The sequence below is a fragment of the Pseudarthrobacter sp. C1 genome (assembly GCF_034720455.1).
In the GTDB taxonomy this organism is placed as follows: Bacteria; Actinomycetota; Actinomycetes; order Actinomycetales; family Micrococcaceae; genus Arthrobacter.
This window is the reverse complement of sequence record NZ_JAYESK010000003.1, coordinates 219,205-237,849: the sequence shown is the minus strand read 5'-3', so window position 1 is coordinate 237,849 and position 18,645 is coordinate 219,205. Positions and strand designations below refer to the sequence as shown.

Here is an 18,645-nt window from a genome sequence, read left to right as displayed (position 1 = left end):
GCGGCGCTTTGGCGGGCGGCGAAGCCGGGTTCCGCGATGACAGGCGTGGCGCTCCGGCCGGGCACGCCGGAGGCGGGCGCGCCGGAAACAGGATCGGCGCGCCCGCCGGCACCGTTGTCACGCCGCCACAGGCAGCGGCTGGTCCTCCTCGGAGCGCTGTGCACGGCCGGATGGCTGGCTTCGGTGCTGGTGGGGCATTACGTGGACTGCGGGCCGGAACTCCACCGGATCGGGCTTGCCGTTCACATCCTCGCCCTGGTGCTGTCGTTCGGCACCATCCTGGTGGTCGACTGGCTGGGACTGCTGTGGCTGCTTGGCAAGATGGAAATGCACGAGTCGGGGAAGCTTGAGGCCGCCGCAAAGCCGCTCATTTGGGGCGGCCTCGCCCTGCTGCTGGTTTCAGGCGCCCTGATCAGCCCTGACCTGACCAACACGGTCACAGTGGTCAAACTCGTGGCCGTCCTAGTGCTGATGCTGAACGGCCTCAGCATCGCACCGGCCATGCACCGGCTGCTCGAGCTCCCGCCGAGCACACGCTTCAGCGAGCTGACAAAGAGGCTGCGTCTTCGGCTCCTGATCGCACTGACCGTTTCCCAGACCTGCTGGTGGACTGCAGTGCTCATCGGCCTCATCAACAGCACGCTGCGTCGCTGGACCGGCGCCTGACCTGCTCTATCAATCCGGCCAATCCGGTACTTCCCCGCACCGGCGCGCACCCGCCGTCGTGCGTTCCTGCCCGGTTACCTACCCTGGCACGGGTGCGGCGCGCCGAGGACGACGGCGTGCCGCACCTCTGGACCGCCCTCGCCCGACAGCAACTGGGCAGGAACGCGCCCACGCGGCTTCATCCATACTTCGTAGCAAGCCCCCGAGTGCAGCCCTCAGGTCCTGGGACGCGTTGCGGGAGTTACAGTCCACTCTGCAGCTTGGCGAATGAGCCAGCTGACGCCGGTATTCCTGCGGACATGGAAGCGCCCCGATGTTATTGGGGGATACATCGGGGCGCCTGGAAAAAGCATAGGTCCGGGGTTTATTCAAATCAAATGCCAAACCCGTACGGCGGGGCGAAGGATATGGCCCAACCCCCAATAGGATTCCGAGGCCATATCCCCGCCGGTCCGCGGGTCCCTGCAGGGGCGCGAAAACGATGTTTTCTGCACAGTGGATCCCATGGCGCCGGCGTACCTGCGCACGATGGCGAGGTGCCTATTGGCGGGGGGTGGAGGGCAGTCGTGGCCATGCGGACGGCGGCGCGGTCACAGTCGGGACCCCCGGGAAACACTGAGAGGCCGCTGCATGACCTCTCAGAGAATACCAAGTCGGCAGCCCTGCGTGAAACGTCACCGCTCCGCCCGGCTGACGCGGCAGCCGCGCGCCGTCGTCGTGCGTTCCTGCCCGGGCGCCCTCCCCGCCCCCGTGCAACGCGCCGCGAACGACGGCGTGTCCCGCTTTTGGAGGGTGTCTCCCCGAATGCAACTGGGCAGGAAGGTACGGCAGGCCGCCAAACGCTCGATCACTTACTGCGGCTTTTTCCCGAACGCTCTTTCACCTCCAGCACGGCGACTGATAGAGCGTTGGCCGAAAACACACGTCAAGTGAGAGAGGGTCGGCCAAAAACACACGTCAAGTGAGAGAGCGTCCCGGGCGGGGGTGGATGGGGGTTACCGGGTGACCTCTTCCAGCAGCTCCAGCACATGCCGGTACTGTTCGCCGGTTGCCCGGGTCATGCCCAGTTCGCAGGTCCGGTTGCAGGAGGCATGGGCCGCCGCCCCCATTTCCGCGACTTCCTCCCCCTGCTTCCGGGTGGCGGACGCCGTGAGCTCGGGGTGGAGCATGCCCCGGTCCCCCGCGAACGCGCAGCAGCCCCAGTTCACCGGAACATCCACCTTCTCCGCCACCGCAGCCGCCACCGCATCCAGGGAGCCGTTGATCCCCATGCGCGTGGAGGAGCAGGTGGGGTGCAGGGCCAGCGACTCGAGCTTTGCGTGCTCCGGCAGCTTGGGCAGGATGTGCTCGGCGGCGAAGTCCACGGCGTCCACGATCCGCAGCGGCCGCTGGCCCGCCAGCGGAACGTCCGACTCCACGGCCTGGCGCAAGCCCTCGGTGCAGGAGGACGCATCGCAGACGATGGCAAGTTCGCCGTCCCGGGTGGCCTCCCGGAGCGCGGCGATGGTTTTCTCCTGCATGGTCGCCTGGCCGGCCACCATGCCCTTGGAGGACCAAGGGGTGCCGCAGCAGAGCCCGTCAATGCCCGCCGGCACCAGCAGGGTGATGCCCGCGCGCCCGCACAGCTGCTCGAAGCTGTACTGGACGCCGCGGCCCGCAGACGCGCCGGCAGAACCTGCCTGGCCTGGGCCGGCCTGGCCCGCCGGCCCGAACATCGTCCCCACGCACGCGGGGAAGTAGACGGCGTCCGGCGCCCCGTCCGGCGTCGGACGCTTCCGCACGGAACCGCCGCCCGGCAGCTCCGGCGAGTGCAGCGGCACCGTGTCCGTCCCAAGGACCGCCCGGGCGGCCTTGTTGGGCGCGGCCAAGGCCGCAGCGGGCAGCTTGTCCACCACGGTCAGGGCCAGCGAGGCGCCGCGGGTGACGCCTTCCCAGTGCTTCGCGGCGGCGTTCCAGGCGCCGTTCGCCACGGGCCCGGCATCCGAACGCCTGATCCGCTTGACCAGCAGGCCGGTGTTGATGTCCACGGGACAGGCGGTCTGGCACATGCCGTCCACCGCGCAGGTCTGCACGGACTCGTAGTCGTAGTCCTTTTCCAGCTGCTTCACCAGCGCCGTGTCCCCGGCCAGGCGCGCGGATTCGATGGCGCGCAGGGTGACGATCCGCTGCCGCGGCGTCAGCGTCAGGTCCTTGCTGGGGCACACCGGCTCGCAGTAGCCGCAGGAGACGCAGCGGTCCACCTCTTCCGCCACCGGCGGCGCCGTCTTGATGTGGCGCAGGTGCGCCTGCGGATCGTCGTCCATGAGGACGCCCGGGTTCAGCATCCCGGCAGGATCGAACAGCTGCTTGATCCTGCGCATCACGCCGTACAGTTCGTCCCCGTACTGCCGCCGCACGTAGGGCGCCATCACCCGGCCGGTGCCGTGCTCGGCCTTGAGGGAGCCGCCCTCGCCCAGGACCAGGTCCACCATGTCCTCCGTGAACGAGCTGTACCTGTCCAGCTCCTCGGCCGTGGCGAACCCGTCCGTGAGCATGAAGTGGACGTTGCCGTCCTTCGCGTGGCCGAAGATCACGCTGTTGCTGTAGCTGTACTTGTCGAACAGCCCGATCAGTTCCCGGCACGTCCGGCCCAGCGCCGGCACGGGCACCACAATGTCCTCCAGGAGGGCCGTGGTCCCCTGCGGGCGGGCGCCGGCCACCGAGGCGTACAGGCCCTTGCGGAGGTGCCAGAGCCCGGCCCGCGCCGCGGCGTCACCGGTGAACCGGGCCTCGGCCGAGAGGTTCAGCCCCGCCAGGATGCCCTCGCCGCCCAGCCGCAGGGCGGCCAGTTCGTCCGGCCCTTCGGCCGAGTATTCAACCAGCAGCGCGGCGTGGTCCCGCACCACCAGGTCGCGTACGACGGCGGGAGTCCCCTTCAGTGCCTGGCCCACCTTCAGGGACAGGGCGTCCATGAGTTCCACCGTGGCCGCGCCGGTCCCCACCAGTTCCGGCAGCGCCGCGTTCGCGGCCTGCAGGTCCGGGAAGACCAGCAGCCCCGTGGCAGCGTGCTGCAGCCGCGGGATAGTGCGGAACACCGCCTCCGCCACGAAGCCCAGCGTGCCTTCGCTACCCACGATCAGGTGGGCCATGATGTCCACCGGGGTGCTGTGGTCCAGCAGCGAGTTCAGGCCGTAGCCCATGGTGTTCTTCATGGAAAACTGCTGCCGGATCCGGCGCACGGACTCGCTGTTGCCGCGCACCCGGGCGGCCAGCTGCCCCAGGCCTTCGTACAGTTCCGGCTCCAGCGTCCGCAGCTTCTGGTCCGCGTCCGGCGCCCCGGTGTCGATGACCGTACCCGAGGGCAGCACCACCGTCAGGGACTCCAGCGTCCGGTAGGCGTTGTCCACGGTGCCGCAGTTCATCCCGGACGAGTTGTTGGCCACCACCCCGCCCACCGTGCAGGCCGCCTCGCTGGCCGGATCCGGGCCGAACTTGCGCCCGTACGGTGCCAGCCGTGCGTTCAGCGCCCGCACGGTGACGCCCGGCTGCACGCGGACCCGCGCGCCGCCGTCGAGCACTTCAACGTCCCTGAAGTTGCGCCGCACGTCCACCAGCACGCCGTCGGTGACCGCCTGGCCGCTGAGGCTGGTGCCGCCCGAGCGGAAGGTCAGCGGGACGCCCTGCTCAGCGCTCGCGCGCAGGAGCCCACCCACGTCCGCCGCGCTGCCGGCCGTCACCACGGCCTGCGGGATGAGCAGGAAGTGCGAGGCATCATGGGCATTGGCATGGAGGTCGATGGCCCGGGTCTTGACCTGGGCGGGATCGTTGACTGCCGCGCGGAGGCCGGCGAGGTCCAGGGACACCATCAGGGAACCATCCAGCCCAGGACGGGGGTGGACTGCAGGAAGATCAGCACGGTGATGAGGGCCAGGAGGCCCAGGCTCCAGCCGACGAGCTTGCGGAAGAGGGTCCCCTCGGCGCCGTCAAGGCCCACCGCCGCCGAGGCGACAGCCAGGTTCTGCAGCGACAGCATCTTGCCCATCACGCCGGCGGAGGAGTTGGAAGCTGCCATCAGCACCGGCGACAGTCCGGTCTGCTGGGCGGCGGTGGCCTGCATCTGCCCGAACAGCGAGTTGGAGGACGTGTCCGAGCCGGTCAGGGCAACACCGATCCAGCCGATCAGCGGCGAGAGCAGGGCGAAGAAGCCGCCGGCCGAGGCGAGGGCGAAGCCCAGCGTGGTGGTCTGGCCGGACAGGTTCATGACGAAGGACAGTCCCAGGACGGCCGTCACGGTGACGATGGTCCAGCGGAGCTGCACCAGGGTGTCCCGGTAGATGCGCAGGCCCTGCGATGCGGTGATCTTGTAGAGCGCCATGGTGATGATGCCGGAGAGCAGGAGCAGGGTGCCGGTGGCCTTGAGGTGGTCCAGCTTGAACTTTGTGGCCGCCACAGGCTTGCCGGCGGAATCGGTGATGTCCAGGCCGGGCCAGGCAAACGTCACGCTGCCAACCTGGCCGAGCCATGCCTTGACCGCGGGAATCTGGGCCACCGAGAAGACCGCGATGATGATCAGGTAGGGGGCGATCGCCATCCAGATCTGGCGCGGCCCGGGCCGGGAGTTGTCAGTGGGAATGCCGACGCCGGCTGCGGCGGCGGTTCCTGCGGCCGGGGCAGCTGGTCCGCTTGCTGACCCGGCGGAGCGTGCACCCGCGCGGGCGCCGGCCCCAGCATGCGCTGCTTCCGGAGCAGCCTCCACGGAACCTCCGATGCCAACGTTTTCTGCCGGCTGCCAGACCTTCAGCATCAGCAGGACGGCGGCCACGGTGACGACGGCGGCCACCACGTCCGTCAGTTCGACGGCGAGGTAGTTGGAGGTGACGAACTGCGCGGCACCGAAGGCGGCGCCGGCCACCAGGGCAACGGGCCAGGTCTGCTTCAGGCCGCGCTTGCCGTCCACGATGAAGACGAGCAGCAGGGGCACGATCAGGGCGATGAAGGGCGTCTGGCGGCCGGCCATCGAGGACAGGTCGTGCAGCGGCAGGCCGGTGACGCCGTTCAGGGCGATGATCGGCGCGGCCATGGCACCGAACGCCACCGGTGCGGTGTTGGCCAGCAGCGAGACCACGGCCGACTTCAGCGGCTTCATGCCGGCGGCCATCAGCATTGCCGCCGAGATGGCCACGGGGGCGCCGAAGCCCGCGAGGGACTCAAGCAGCGCGCCGAAGCAGAAGGCGATCAGGATCGAGAGGATCCGCAGGTCGTTGGAAATGGACCGGATGGTCCGGCCCAGCACTTCAAACCACGGCGTGGCCACGGTGAGCCGGTAGATCCACAGCGCGTTGACCAGGATCCACAGGATGGGGAACAGGCCGTAGAACATTCCGGCAGCGGTGGCTGCCAGGGCCTGGCCGGCGGGCATCCGCCAGCCGACGACGGCCAGCACGAGGGAAAGCGCCAGGCTGGCCAAGGCCGCTATGGGGGCCTTGACCTTGAAGACGCCCAGAAGGACGAAGAGCAGGATGAGCGGAAGAGCCGCACAGAGGGCTGAAATCAGTAGGGACCCGGCGATGGGGTCGAGGATCTGCTGAAACATGTGTCTCCAGATTGTGTTAGGCGTCACAACTCCGTGGCGCCTTCAAATTGTCTAACAAGTACACATGACGGTCAAGTTAAGATGCTGACTTGTCTGGCAAAATAGGGAACCGGGGACAGTTTTGGGAGGAACGCCAGTGGCCGGACGTGTTGCAGCAGTCTCGATCGTGGATGCGATCGCCGCGGATTTGCGGAGCCGCGTCTTCTCCGGCGAACTCGGCTCGGGCGTGGCGCTCACCGAGACGGACGTGGCGTCTTCCTACGAGGTGGCCCGCCCCACCGCCAAGGCCTCGATCGAGAAGCTCGTCGCCGAGGGGCTGCTGGACCGCGGCGCCCACAAGACGGCGCGGGTGGTGGACCTCGGGCCGGAATCCGTCCGCGACATCTACCTAGCCAGGGCATATCTGGAAAGCGAAGTGCTCCGGCGGCTGGCGTCCGGCCGGACGGTGCCGGCGGGTGCGGTGCAGGCGAACAACGATATTGCGGCGTTGAAGACCGGCGCCCCGCTTGACGTTGTGGAACCGGACATGCGGTTCCACACAAGCCTGATTGACGCGGTGGGCAACCAACGCATCAGCCGGATGTACCTGTCGCTGGTGGGCGAAGTCCGGCTGTGCATGTCCCGCGTGCAGTCACTGCACCTCCTGGATACCGCCCTGATCCAGGCCGAGCACCAGAAGCTCCTGGAACTGATCGAGGCCGGCCGCGGGGACGAAGCCGCGCAGCTGCTGGACGTCCACCTTGGCCGCGCCCGCGAACGTCTCGTGGCCGCCATGGGAGGCACGCCGGGGCCGGAAGCCGACCTGCCGCCGTCGGACGCTGCTGCCGGCTAGGCGCCGGGCATGCTCAGGAGCGGGCCCTGGCCGTCTGCTCGTGGAGCCAGCCAACGTGGCGGCGGAGCAGGTCCGCGGCAAGGTCCGCGTTCCGCGCTTCCACGGCATTGAAGATTGCGTGGTGGTGCGCCCTCAGCTCAGCGAGGACCACCGGCCACTGGCCCAGGGCCGCAAGGGCGTCCTTGATATAGCCGCGGATGGAGCCGCTGAGGGAATCCATGATGGTTTCAATCACCGCGTTGCCTGCCAGGGCACTGAGGGCCAGGTGGAACTGCGCGTCCAGGGCGTGGAATGTTTCCGGATCGATGTCCGGGGCATCCATCGCCAGGAGCAGTTCCCTGGCCCGTTCGATACCCTCAGGGTTGTCCTTTTCGGCCGCGGTCCGGGCCGCCCAGGTTTCCAGGAGGATGCGGGCCTCGACGATGTCTGCCACCGGAAGCCGGCTGCTGGCGACGTGCAGGCGGAGGGTGGAGGACAGTCCCGCCGATGGCTCTGAGACAATGACGGCGCCGGATTTGGGGCCGGACTTGTTCGAGCTGCGGAGGATCCCCATGGCGTCAAGGAGGCGCATGGCCTCGCGGACGGAGGCACGCGAGATGCCGTAGGTTTCCGCCAGGATGCGTTCTCCGGGAAGCTGGTCCCCTGCCTTGAAGCGCCCGGAGCGGAGGCCCGCTTCGACGTCGTCCAACAGGACATCGTAGGTCCGCTTCGTTGAAGATTCCGCTGCTGATTCCGCCATGCTCCCATCCTGCCCTACGGCACCAACATCACTGCGTTCCCGCCGCCGCGCGGACGGCGGAAAGGGGTAACGGAACCGGCGCCGCCACCCCTTTCCTCCCCGGCCGCCGGACTGCTAGATCGCCTTGCCGGGGTTGAGGATTCCCTGGGGGTCGAAGACATTGCGGATGGCGCGCTGGAGTTCGAGCGAGGTTCCGCCCAGCTCGTCCTCGAGCCAGTCGCGCTTGAGCAGGCCGACGCCGTGCTCGCCCGTGAGCGTGCCGCCCAGGCGCTGTGCCAGGTAGAACATGTCACCGAGGGCTTTTTTGGCGGGTCCATCGGTGATGGATTCGTCCGGTTCAACGACGATCATCGGGTGGAGGTTGCCGTCTGCTGCGTGCGCCACGTTGAAGATCCGGACGCCGGTCTTCCGGGAAATGTCTTCCAGGCCGGCGAAGACTGCCGCCAGCCTGTTCCGCGGCACGCCGATGTCGCAGATGGAGACCCGGCCGAGCTTCTCAAGCGACGGGATCGCTTCCCGCCGGGTGGCCACGAGCGCCTCCGCAGCTGCCGCGTCCTCCGCCTTCTCGATGTAGCTGGCGAACGGCTGGATGGCCTGGAGGAGGACATCCTGTTCGAGGAAGGCGCCGTAGCCGTCGGTCTGCGCCAGGAGGAAAGCGCCGCCCTTGGACCGGTGGCTGGTGCCGTGCGCCGCATCAACAGCTTCCAGGGTGGGGCCGTCCATGAGTTCCAGCACCGAGGGCTGCAGGCGCGCGGCGATGATGGCAGAGGCAGCCAGGGCGGCGGCATCCACATCCGGGAAATAGGCGGCAACGGTGGCGGTCTGGACCGGCCGCGGCCGCAGGCGCAGGGTGGCCTCCACCACCACGCCCAGTGTTCCTTCGGAACCGATCATCAGGGCGTTCAGGTCGTACCCGGTCACGCCCTTGATGGTGTTCCTTCCCGTGCGCAGCACCCGGCCATCGGGCAGTACAACACGCAGCGCCAGGACGGATTCCCGGGTGACGCCGTATTTTGCGCACCACATGCCGCCGGCGTTGGTGGCGATGTTGCCGCCGATTGAACAGATGGCCGTGCTGGCCGGATCCGGGGCGTAGAAGAGTCCGTGCTCCCCGGCGGCGGCGTTCACCTCCGCGTTGATGACGCCGGGTTCTACCACCGCCAGCTGCTCCACCGGGTCGATGTGGAGGATCCGGTTCATGCGGGCCATGTCAAGGACCACTTCACCTGCCCGGGCTGACGCTCCTGCGGCCAGGCCCGTCCCGGCCCCGCGGGGAACAACCGGCACGTTGTGGGCCGCCGCCAGTTTCATGGTGGCCACCACCTCCTCCGTGCTGGTGGCGTAGACGACGCCGTCAGGGAGGCTGGGAGGAACGTAGCCGGAGCGGTCCGTGCTCACCCGGACACGTTCGTCCAGGTCCGTGGAAGCATGTGCGCTTGCGGTGAGAAGCGCCGCTGATGCTGTTGCAACTGCCGATGTACTCATGGAAGGAAACCTCTTTGTTTCTGTGGGGCATGGGGCCGGGGGCGGACGCACTCCCCCGGCCCTGTTTCATTTGTAGGGGCGGCGGGGTGTTTAGGGAACCATCCAGCCAAGTACCGGCGTCGACTGCAGCAGGACCAGGAGGATCATCACGGCCAGGAGCCCAAGGCTCCAGCCCAGGAGCTTCCTGAAGAGTGTGCCTTCGGATCCCTCCAGGCCCACCGCGGCCGCTGCTACTGCCAGGTTCTGCAGGGACAGCATCTTGCCCATGACGCCGGCGGAGGAGTTGGCCGCCGCCATAAGGACCGGAGGCAGTCCGGTCTGTTCGGCTGCGGAAACCTGGAGCTGGCCGAAGAGGGAGTTGGACGAGGTGTCGGAGCCGGTCAGGGCGACGCCGAGCCAGCCGATCACCGGTGAGAGGACAGCGAAGAATCCGCCGGCCGAGGCGAGTGCCAGGCCCAGGGAGGTGGTCTGCCCGGACAGGTTCATGACGAAGGACAGGCCCAGGACGGACATGACGGTCACGATGGTCCACCGCAGCTGCTTGAGGGTTTCCCCGTAGATGCGGAAGCCGGCGGCTGCCGGGATGCGGTACAGGGCCATGGTGATCACGCCCGAAATCAGCAGGAGCGTGCCGGTGGCCTTGAGGTGGTCGAACTTGAACTTCTGCGCCGCGACGTGCTTTCCGTCTGCGTCCACAACATCCAGGCCCGGCCAGGCAAAGCTCACGCTTCCGGCCACGCTCAGCCAGCTCTTCACCGCCGGGATCTGGGCGATTGAGAAGATGGCCATGATGATCAGGTACGGGGCGACGGCCATCCAGATTTCCCGCTGCCCGGGCCGCTGTGCCGTGCTGCCGGCGGGCGCCATGACCCGGGTGGTTGCTGCGGCGGAGACGGCCTCGGTCACCGAGGCGGAGGCCGGAACCCTTCCCGAGGAGGGGCGGGCGGGCGAACCCTGGGAGCCATAGGTTCCGCTGGGCCTGTGCGTTCCGCTGGCCCCGTCCGTGCCGTTGCGGCCGTCCGTGACGGGGCCCGAGGCGAGCTCTTCCTCGTCCGGCTCCGAACCGCTGACCTGCCCGGACATCTCGATGATCTCGCGGGGCTGCCACACACGGAGCATCAGCAGCACGGCCGCCACCGTGGCTACGGCCGCCACAACGTCCGTGAGTTCAACGGCGAAGAAGTTCGAGGTGATGAACTGGAAGATTCCAAACACGGCGCCGGCCACCAGGGCAACGGGCCAGGTCTGTTTCAGGCCGCGCTTGCCGTCCACGATGAAGACGAGAAGCAGGGGCACGATCAGGGCGATGAAGGGCGTCTGGCGGCCGGCCATCGAGGACAGGTCGTGCAGCGGCAGGCCGGTGACGCCGTTGAGGGCGATGATCGGCGCGGCCATGGCACCAAAGGCCACCGGCGCCGTGTTGGCCAGCAATGAGACAACAGCGGACTTGAAGGGCTTCATGCCCGCCGCCATCAGCATTGCGGCGGTGATGGCCACCGGTGCGCCGAAGCCGGCCAGGGACTCCAGCAGTGCACCGAAGCAGAAGGCGATCAGGATGGAGAGGATCCGCAGGTCGTTGGAGATGGAACGGATGGTCCGGCCCAGCGCATCAAACCATGGCGTGGCGACGGTGAGTTTGTAGACCCAAAGGGCATTAATCAGGATCCAGAGGATGGGAAAGAAACCATAGAAGGCGCCGGCAGCCGTGGCGCTGAACACCTGGTCCAGCGGCATCTGCCACACGACCGCCGCCAGGACGATGGACAGCAGCAGGCTGGCCAGCGCAGCTTTGGCGGCTTTCACGCGGAAAACGCCCAACAGGACAAACAGGAGGATCAACGGCAACGCCGCACAGAGGGCTGACAGGCCCAAGGAACCCCAGAGAGGGTCCACGACTTGCTGGTAAGTGCTCACAAAAAACTCCTTTGTGTTTGGAGCAGGAAGGTGGAGGAAACGCGGACGAGCGGGGATGAAGTTCCAGTGAAGTTCCACGATGTGAGAGAAGCTTTTCTTCAGGTGGATCCGAGACTACGTATCGGTCAGACCATTAGTCAATGGTCTGACCGATTTACTTTTAGGCATTGTTTTTTCGTCTGGCAGAACATATTGTCCATAATGCGAAAACTCATCGAAAGGACCGCAATGACCCTGACCCGGATCACCAACCCGCCCTTTGAACGCGCCTCCGAGATCCTTACGCCGGAAGCACTGGAGTTCCTCGCTGAGCTCCACAGCCGTTTTGCCGCCGAACGCGACGCCCGCCTGGAATCGCGGCATGCCCGCCGCGCGGAAGCCAGCCGGACAGGAACCCTGGACTTCCTCCCCGAGACAGCCGCCGTCCGGCAGGGTGACTGGACAGTGGCTCCGGCCCCTGCCGCCCTCCAGGACCGCCGGGTGGAAATCACCGGCCCCGCCTCCCCCGCCAAGATGGCAATCAATGCCCTGAATTCGGGCGCAAAAGTATGGCTGGCAGACCTTGAAGATGCCAGCTCCCCCACGTGGTTCAACGTCATCGACGGCCAGCTCTCCCTCTATGACGCCGCCCGCGGAACGTTGGCCTACTCGTCCCCCGAGGGCAAGACCTACGCCCTCCGCACTGACGAGCCCACCGCCGTCGTCATTATGCGTCCCCGCGGGTGGCACATGGAGGAACGGAACCTGGAGTTCGACGGACGGCCCGCCGTCGGAGCCCTGGTGGACTTTGGGCTGCACTTCTTCCACAACGCCAGGCAGCTCATCGACAACGGCCACGGCCCCTACTACTACCTGCCCAAGATGGAAAGCCACCTCGAAGCCCGGCTGTGGAACGAGATCTTCGTTTACGCGCAGGATGCCCTCGGGCTGCCGCAGGGGACCATCCGGGCCACCGTCCTGGTGGAAACCATCCCCGCGGCCTTTGAAATGGATGAAATCCTGTACGAACTGCGCGACCATGCGTCCGGCCTCAACGCCGGCCGCTGGGACTACCTTTTCAGCATCATCAAGTATTTCCGCGATTCCGGCCCGAAGTTCACGCTTCCGGACCGCGCGGCTGTATCCATGACGGTTCCGTTCATGCGGGCCTACACCGAACTCCTGGTCAAAACCTGCCACCAGCGCGGCGCCTTCGCCATGGGCGGCATGGCAGCCGTCATCCCCAACCGCCGCCAGCCGGAAGTCACCGAGGAGGCCTTCGCGAAGGTGCGGGCGGACAAGACCCGCGAGGCCAACGACGGATTCGACGGCTCCTGGGTTGCGCATCCGGACCTGGTGCCGATCTGCATGGAAGTTTTCGACGGGGTCCTCGGAGACGCCCCCAACCAGGTGCAGCGGACGAGGCCCGAGGTCCAGGTCACCGCAGAGCAGCTGCTCGATATTGAATCGGCGCCGGGCGAGGCCACCGAGGCCGGCCTGCGGGGCAACCTCTACGTGTCCGTTGCCTACACGGCCGTCTGGTTGTCCGGCAACGGGGCGGTGGCCATCCATAACCTGATGGAGGACGCTGCAACCGCGGAAATTTCCCGGTCACAGGTGTGGCAGCAGATCCGGAACGCAGCCATCCTGGCGGACACGGGCAACACGGTGACACGGGAACTGGTGGAGCGCCTGCTGGCCGAGGAAACCCAAAAACTCCGCGGTGAAGTGGGTGAAGACCTGTTCAGCCGGTATTACGAGCCCGCATCGCAGATTATTTCCGGGATCTGCCTTTCGGAGGAGTACACGGACTTCCTCACCACTCCGGCGTACGACCTGCTCGAATCCGTTGTAACTGCGCGGTAAAGGACCTACACCAAAAAGCGCGGGCCGCCTCCCTTGGCTGGAGGGCGGCCCGTGCGTTTTCCTTTTCAACGACGAGCGCTCCTCGTGGACGATGACCTCGTGCCCTTCCTCGCTGATCGCGGGCCCGATCATGGCCTTGCCGCGGTTGGCGTCCCGCCAGCCTCCCCTCCCGACCAGGCGGGAGAGCACCACCGGCTGGCAGTCCTTTTCGCCGCCGGCTACGAACCACGGAGTGGCACCAGGAAAGATCCACCGACGGCAAGGAAAACTGATGGCTGACCTCACTGCATTCGCCCTAATCTGCTCCCTGACCCCCTCGCCCGAGCCCTCCAGCAGCGAACTCATGGCCCGCCACGTGCTGGACGAGCTTGCAGCACACGGGGTCAGCGGGAGTTCGGTGCGGGTGGTGGACCACAACGTGATGCCCGGCGTGCAGGTGGACATGGGCGCCGGCGATGCCTGGCCCGGGATCCGCAGGAAGATCCTGGCGGCGGACATCCTGGTCCTGGCCACCCCCATCTGGATGGGCCACCCCAGCAGCATCACCCAGAGGGTGCTCGAACGGCTGGACGCAGACCTCGCCGAGACGGACGACGCCGGCAGGCCAGTCATGTACGGGAAGGTGGCGGTCGTGGCGGTGGTGGGCAACGAGGACGGAGCCCACAAGACGGTCGCGGACACGCAGCAGGGGCTGAACGACGTCGGCTTCACCACTCCCGCCCAGGGCGCCACCTACTGGGTGGGCGAGGCCATGCAGACAGTGGATTACAAGGACCTGGACAGCGTGCCCGAGAAGGTGGCCGCCGCCACGGCGGGGGCCGCACGCAACGCTGCGCACCTGGCCAGGTACCTCACCTCGGCGCCGTATCCTGCCGGGTAGAAGCCGGCCCGGGAGTGCCCTCGGGCCGGCGGCAGCCCGTCCGCGAAGCGGGCGGAGGGCCCCGGAATCAGGCGGGCTTTGCGAAGATCGCGGCGCTCATGACTTCGTAGCCCACGAATGCCTCGTCCCCCTCCACCCAGGCATCGTGGCCGGCAGGAATGGTGTAGGCGTGGCCGGGGCTTACCGTGGTCCGCGTCCCGTCCTCCATTTCCACGGTGAGCGTTCCGGCGGTGCAGATCCCCACGTGGTTCACCTGGCAGGTGTCCGTGTGGACCACGGTTTTTACGGTCTCGGACCACCGCCAGCCCGGCTCGAACGTGAAGCGTCCCAACGTGGCGTCGCCCAGGTTGACCACGTCCACCTGGGTCTTCGGCGGGCGGCGCTTTTCATCGGGTTCGTCAAAGGACTTTGCCTCAAGGGCGTTTATTGTTACTCCGGCCATTTCGATTCTCCAGACAGGGAGGGCTTGGACTGTTCGTCCGGGGCGCCCAGACCGCTCCGGGGGGCGTTGGCCGGCCGACGCGCGCTGCGTCAACACCGCCAACAGTGGCACCCAGCGCTCTCAGCGTGCGCCCCACGAGTGCAGAGTGTCAATACTTGCCGCCGGGGTCCCCCGGCGAAGGAATTTGCCTGGCCGCCGGGGAACCCCGCACGTACAATGAAGGCGGCTCCGGACACGGATTTTCCCGCAGGTCCAGGCCTCCGCTGAGGACGGAACGCCATGCTCAAAGCACTGTTTTGCAGGGTAAATCTGGGGCACCACTGGCTGGCCGATACGGACCAGGACGGTAATTTTCGCCGGCACTGCGTGCACTGCGGGAAAGTTGACCGCCGGGTTGCCAAGTGGCCGGGTCTCTCTTTCCCCCCCCCCCGGGGGATGCAGACATCCATCCCATGGACAACCACGGCAACTAGTGATTCCGGCTAGGATTCCGGGATGGGACTAATAATCACACTGCTTGTTGTCTGGCTTGTTCTGTCCATCCTGGGCTTCGTCATCAAAGGCCTGCTGTGGCTGGCCGTCATCGGTCTGGTGCTGTTCGTCGCCACTGCCGTCTGGGGCTGGCTGAAGCGCAACGCCTGACGCCCCCTGAGGTGGGGGCCCGCTGAGGTGGGGCGCCCGCGGAGGTGCGGCGCCGCCGTCGTCAGCTCGCGGGGTCGTACTGGAACTCCCTGACTTCCTGCGCGCAGCGGCAGGCGACGGCAATCTTTGCGGCCCACTCCAGGGCCGCCTGCCGCGAGGGCAGCTCGAGGATGGTGTAACCGCCGTTGGGTACGGTGTGGCCCGGGTAGGTGCCCTCGGTGACGGTGCCGTCGCCGGCCACGAGCACCGGGGCAACGGCCTCGTTGATCCCGCCGCCGAAGACGTACACTCCCGCCGCTTTGGCCTCCTCAATGACGGCGTGGGAGTCTTCCACCACCGCTTCGAACTCCTCCTCGGGGACCACCATGGCCTCACCGGGGAACGAGATCAGGTACTTCGTCATTCGAGGACTCCTCTGCTTCGGCGGCACGATCCGGCTCTACCCAGCGGCACCACTTTTGGCGCCCAGCCCGATTATGGCCCCGGCGCCGCACCTCCGGTCAAGGCCAGACCCTTTTAACCCCAAGGGTGTCCTGGCAGTGCCTGTCATCCGCAGCAGTTATGCGGTTACCTGGTCAGTAGACGGCCCCGCCACCCAACCGATAGGAAACACATCATGGCGACATGGCTCATCACCGGATGCTCCACCGGACTCGGCCGGGCACTTGCCCGGGCGGTGCTCGCCCACGGGCACAACGCCGTGGTCACCGCCCGGGACGTCTCCACGGTGCAGGACATCGCTGACGCGCACCCCGGCACGGCACTGGCCCTTCCCCTGGACGTCACCGACCGTGCGCAGGTCAGCGCGGCGGTCAAGCAGGCGCAGGAGCGCTTCGGAGGCATTGACGTCCTGGTCAACAACGCCGGCTACGGTTACCGCGCCGCCGTGGAGGAAGCGGACGACGCCGACGTGCGGCGCCTGTTCGACACGAACGTTTTCGGCGCGGTGGACATGATCAAGGCAGTCCTTCCGGACATGCGCGCGAAAAGGTCCGGAACCATCCTGAACATCTCCTCCATCGGCGCACGCATCAAACCGGCCGGCTCCGGCTACTACTCCGCCACGAAAGCGGCCCTGGAAGGGCTGTCCGGATCGCTCCGCAAGGAACTGCAGCCCCTCGGCATCAGCGTCACGCTCATTGAACCCGGCGCCTTCCGCACCGACTTTGCCGGGCGCTCCCTCACCCAGTCGGCAACGCCGATCGCGGACTATGCGGAGACGGCCGGCAAGCGGCGCAAGGAAAACGACACCATCCATGGCACGCAGCCGGGCGACCCCCACAAAGCAGCCGAAGCGATCGTGGCCATCGCCGAAAGCCCCAATCCGCCGTCGCTCGCCGTGCTCGGCAAGGACGCTGTGGAAGCGTTCGCCGCCGTCGCCGAAGCCGAACGCACGGAACTGGAGCAGTGGCGGGACCTCAGCCTCAGCACGGACATCGCCTGATCCCGGCTCCCGGCGCCGAGTTTCCCGCCGAGGCGCTCGCGCGGGATGGTGCTGGCCTCGTTGAGGCCGATGATCTTCCTCCCTACGGTCGAAACTCAACCCGCAGGCGCACCGGTTAGTCAGCAGGCCGCCGTCGTTCTTCTCCTGCAGCCCTTGCATGCGGGCCGTGAGGCGTATCAGGCAACGCAAAAGGTGCGCCTCCTCAGCGGAGTCGCACCCTTTTGCGTCTGACCGGAGTCAGTCGTTCTTGAAAGCGTCCTTGATCTTTTCGCCGGCCTGCTTGAGGTCGCCCTTGGTCTGGTCCGCCTGGCCTTCGGCCTTCAGGCGGTCGTCGCCTGTTGCCTCGCCCGTGGCCTCTTTACCCTTGCCGCCAAGCTTCTCGGCTGCGTTACCAATCTTGTCGTCCAAACCCATGGTGTTTCTCCCTACGGTCGGCTCCCGCCGGCGTACCGCCAGCGGCTTACCTTCCCATCGTAACCACAAATCACTAAGGGTGCTGATCATTTTGGCCGCGGCGGGCGGTGCTGCACCTTATCCGTGGGCCGGCTCGCCCGTGACCCGGTGGTCCGCATGATTGATGGTTTCACGGATGAGCCGCGCCAGGTGGCCGTCGTGGAGTGAGTAGATCACGTGGCGGCCGTCCTTGCGGGTGTCCACCAGCCCGCTCAGGCGGAGCTTTGCCAGGTGCTGGCTTGCCACTGTCCGCGGGACACCCACGGCTGCCGTGAGCTCCGTAACGGTCCTGGGGCCCTGGGACAGCTGCCAGAGCAGGTGCAGGCGCGTCGGCTCAGCGAGCATCCGAAGGGTTGCGGAAGCCGCCTCCAGCAGTTCCGGCCCCGGGGTCACATGGTGGACCAGGGACGGCACGTCAGCGGCGGAGATGGCTCTGCTACCGGGCTGGCTGCTCACTGTCCTGCTCCTCCTCTGCGCGGTCCGTGGCCTCCGCGGCATCATGCCGGGGCCAGGAAAGGAATGCTCCTGCACTGCCTATCATCGCAACAATTGTCAGGGCCAGCACTGCCCAGCCCAGGCCCGCCGCGGCGCCCACCCACCCGGCCAGCGGATAAGTGATGATGTAGCACGCGTGCGAGAGGGAGAACTGCGCCGCAAAAACGTAGGGACGGGTGTCCACGGTGGACGCGTCGCGGAGGAGCCTTGACGACGGCGTGAGGATGGTGGCGCTGGCAGCGCCCAGCAGGAGCCACAGTCCCAGCAGCAGCCACCACCCGCCTCCGGCGGGGCGCAGGGAGAGCGCAGCGGCGCAGGCCAGGACGAAGGGGATGACGGCGGCACCGGTGAGCATCACGGACCTGTCCCCGAACCGGCCGAGCGCCCGCGGGGCGGACAATGCCACAATCATGGACCCCGTGCCGAAGCAGGCCAGCGCCAGGGCCAGGTCAGTTTCCGGCCGCAGCAGGACCTCCCGTACGTACACCACAGTGTTGACCAGCACCAGTGCCGTCGGGGCCGCGACCACGAGGTTGAGGGCCAGCAGCGACCGCAGCCGCCGGTTCCGCCAGAAGATCCTGGCGCCCAGGGTGGTGCGGTGCCACAGCGAGGCCTGCGGCACCGCAGCTGGCATGCGTTGGGGCAGGGCACTGATGGCCACCAGGGCGGCGGAGGACAGGAAGCCGAAAACCGTCCCGAGGAACAGGTTGCTGTAGCCCACCACGGTCAGCAGCAGCGCGGCTATGGCCGGGCTGGCCAGGGCTTCCATGTCATAGGCCAGCCGGGACAGGGACAGCGCCCGGGTGTAGTCCCGCTCATCCGGCAGGACGGTGGGGATCAGCGACTGGAAGGCAGGAGTGAAGGTGGCGGAGGCGGACTGGAGCAGGAAGACCGCCACGTAGATCTGCCAGGCGTCCGTGATGAACGGCAGGGACAGCGCCATCGCCGCGCGCACCACGTCGGCCCCGATCAGGACCCGCTTCGTCGGCCACCGGGCCGCCAGCGCATTGATCACCGGCGCCAGGCCCACGTAGGCAAACATCTTGACCGTCAGCGCAGTCCCCAGGACGGACCCGGCATTGGTGCCGGCAAGGTCATAGGCCAGCAGCCCGAGGGCAACCGTCAGCAGGCCCGTGCCGGTCAGCGCAACCACCTGCGCGGCAAACAGCCGGCGGTAGGTGGCGTTCCGCAGCACCGACAACAATGGGCCCAACTCCTTGAGTGCATATGTGCGTG

Annotated in this window: 16 protein-coding genes; 6 read left to right on the top strand and 10 right to left on the bottom strand. The window is 67.2% G+C overall.

What is annotated here, in order from left to right; genetic code table 11:
* The first annotated feature begins 36 nt into the window (after window positions 1–36).
* Window positions 37–666 carry a hypothetical protein gene (locus U7114_RS06235; RefSeq protein ID WP_323056804.1) on the top strand — a complete coding sequence of 210 codons (630 nt, stop codon included), beginning with the start codon at window positions 37–39 and terminating at the stop codon, window positions 664–666.
* 995 nt (window positions 667–1,661) lie between these two features.
* Here the strand turns inward: U7114_RS06235 and U7114_RS06230 are convergent.
* Both U7114_RS06230 and U7114_RS06225 read right to left on the bottom strand, forming a co-directional pair.
* Window positions 1,662–4,511 (bottom strand): FAD-binding and (Fe-S)-binding domain-containing protein, encoded by a 2,850-nt coding sequence (locus tag U7114_RS06230; RefSeq protein ID WP_323056803.1) that lies wholly within the window; start codon window positions 4,509–4,511, stop codon window positions 1,662–1,664.
* On the bottom strand, window positions 4,511–6,238 hold the full coding sequence (locus U7114_RS06225) for an L-lactate permease (RefSeq protein ID WP_323056802.1): 1,728 nt from the start codon (window positions 6,236–6,238) through the stop codon (window positions 4,511–4,513). Before U7114_RS06225 ends, U7114_RS06230 begins: the two co-directional genes overlap by 1 nt.
* 136 nt (window positions 6,239–6,374) lie before the next feature.
* On the opposite strand from U7114_RS06225, the gene U7114_RS06220 reads away from it, so the two are divergent.
* Window positions 6,375–7,070 carry a GntR family transcriptional regulator gene (locus U7114_RS06220; protein WP_323056801.1) on the top strand — a complete coding sequence of 232 codons (696 nt, stop codon included), beginning with the start codon at window positions 6,375–6,377 and terminating at the stop codon, window positions 7,068–7,070.
* A 13-nt stretch (window positions 7,071–7,083) separates the two neighbouring features.
* On the opposite strand, the gene U7114_RS06215 is transcribed toward U7114_RS06220, so the two are convergent.
* The 3 genes from U7114_RS06215 to U7114_RS06205 form a co-directional block, all read right to left on the bottom strand.
* Complete coding sequence (locus U7114_RS06215; RefSeq protein ID WP_323056800.1) at window positions 7,084–7,809, bottom strand: FadR/GntR family transcriptional regulator; 726 nt, start codon at window positions 7,807–7,809, stop codon at window positions 7,084–7,086.
* A gap of 114 nt (window positions 7,810–7,923) precedes the next feature.
* The gene (locus tag U7114_RS06210; protein ID WP_323056799.1) at window positions 7,924–9,294 is read right to left on the bottom strand and encodes an FAD-binding oxidoreductase; all 1,371 of its coding nucleotides are present in this window, start codon (window positions 9,292–9,294) and stop codon (window positions 7,924–7,926) included.
* 90 nt (window positions 9,295–9,384) lie between these two features.
* Window positions 9,385–11,208 (bottom strand): L-lactate permease, encoded by a 1,824-nt coding sequence (locus U7114_RS06205; protein WP_323056798.1) that lies wholly within the window; start codon window positions 11,206–11,208, stop codon window positions 9,385–9,387.
* A 228-nt stretch (window positions 11,209–11,436) separates the two neighbouring features.
* On the opposite strand from U7114_RS06205, the gene aceB reads away from it, so the two are divergent.
* The gene (gene aceB, locus U7114_RS06200; RefSeq protein WP_323057003.1) at window positions 11,437–13,053 is read left to right on the top strand and encodes a malate synthase A; all 1,617 of its coding nucleotides are present in this window, start codon (window positions 11,437–11,439) and stop codon (window positions 13,051–13,053) included.
* A gap of 271 nt (window positions 13,054–13,324) precedes the next feature.
* Complete coding sequence (locus tag U7114_RS06195) at window positions 13,325–13,933, top strand: flavodoxin family protein (RefSeq protein WP_323056797.1); 609 nt, start codon at window positions 13,325–13,327, stop codon at window positions 13,931–13,933.
* A gap of 67 nt (window positions 13,934–14,000) precedes the next feature.
* Here U7114_RS06195 and U7114_RS06190 read toward each other — a convergent pair whose 3' ends face one another.
* Entirely contained in the window at window positions 14,001–14,375 is a 375-nt protein-coding gene (locus U7114_RS06190; RefSeq protein ID WP_323056796.1) for a cupin domain-containing protein, read from the bottom strand.
* A gap of 495 nt (window positions 14,376–14,870) precedes the next feature.
* On the opposite strand from U7114_RS06190, the gene U7114_RS06185 reads away from it, so the two are divergent.
* On the top strand, window positions 14,871–15,017 hold the full coding sequence (locus U7114_RS06185; protein WP_321214269.1) for a hypothetical protein: 147 nt from the start codon (window positions 14,871–14,873) through the stop codon (window positions 15,015–15,017).
* A gap of 61 nt (window positions 15,018–15,078) precedes the next feature.
* Here U7114_RS06185 and U7114_RS06180 read toward each other — a convergent pair whose 3' ends face one another.
* Window positions 15,079–15,420 carry a YciI family protein gene (locus U7114_RS06180; RefSeq protein ID WP_323056795.1) on the bottom strand — a complete coding sequence of 114 codons (342 nt, stop codon included), beginning with the start codon at window positions 15,418–15,420 and terminating at the stop codon, window positions 15,079–15,081.
* A 213-nt stretch (window positions 15,421–15,633) separates the two neighbouring features.
* Between U7114_RS06180 and U7114_RS06175 the strand changes: the two genes are divergently transcribed.
* Window positions 15,634–16,461: an oxidoreductase gene (locus U7114_RS06175; protein ID WP_323056794.1), complete on the top strand. Its 828-nt coding sequence runs from the start codon at window positions 15,634–15,636 to the stop codon at window positions 16,459–16,461.
* Window positions 16,462–16,698: 237 nt separating this feature from the next.
* Here the strand turns inward: U7114_RS06175 and U7114_RS06170 are convergent, their stop codons facing one another.
* From U7114_RS06170 to U7114_RS06160, 3 genes are all read right to left on the bottom strand, one after another.
* Window positions 16,699–16,875, bottom strand: coding sequence for a CsbD family protein (locus tag U7114_RS06170; protein ID WP_323056793.1), 177 nt, complete (start codon window positions 16,873–16,875; stop codon window positions 16,699–16,701).
* A 117-nt stretch (window positions 16,876–16,992) separates the two neighbouring features.
* The gene (locus U7114_RS06165; protein WP_323056792.1) at window positions 16,993–17,370 is read right to left on the bottom strand and encodes a metalloregulator ArsR/SmtB family transcription factor; all 378 of its coding nucleotides are present in this window, start codon (window positions 17,368–17,370) and stop codon (window positions 16,993–16,995) included.
* Window positions 17,351–18,613 (bottom strand): MFS transporter, encoded by a 1,263-nt coding sequence (locus U7114_RS06160; RefSeq protein WP_323056791.1) that lies wholly within the window; start codon window positions 18,611–18,613, stop codon window positions 17,351–17,353. Before U7114_RS06160 ends, U7114_RS06165 begins: the two co-directional genes overlap by 20 nt.
* Window positions 18,614–18,645 lie beyond the last annotated feature (32 nt).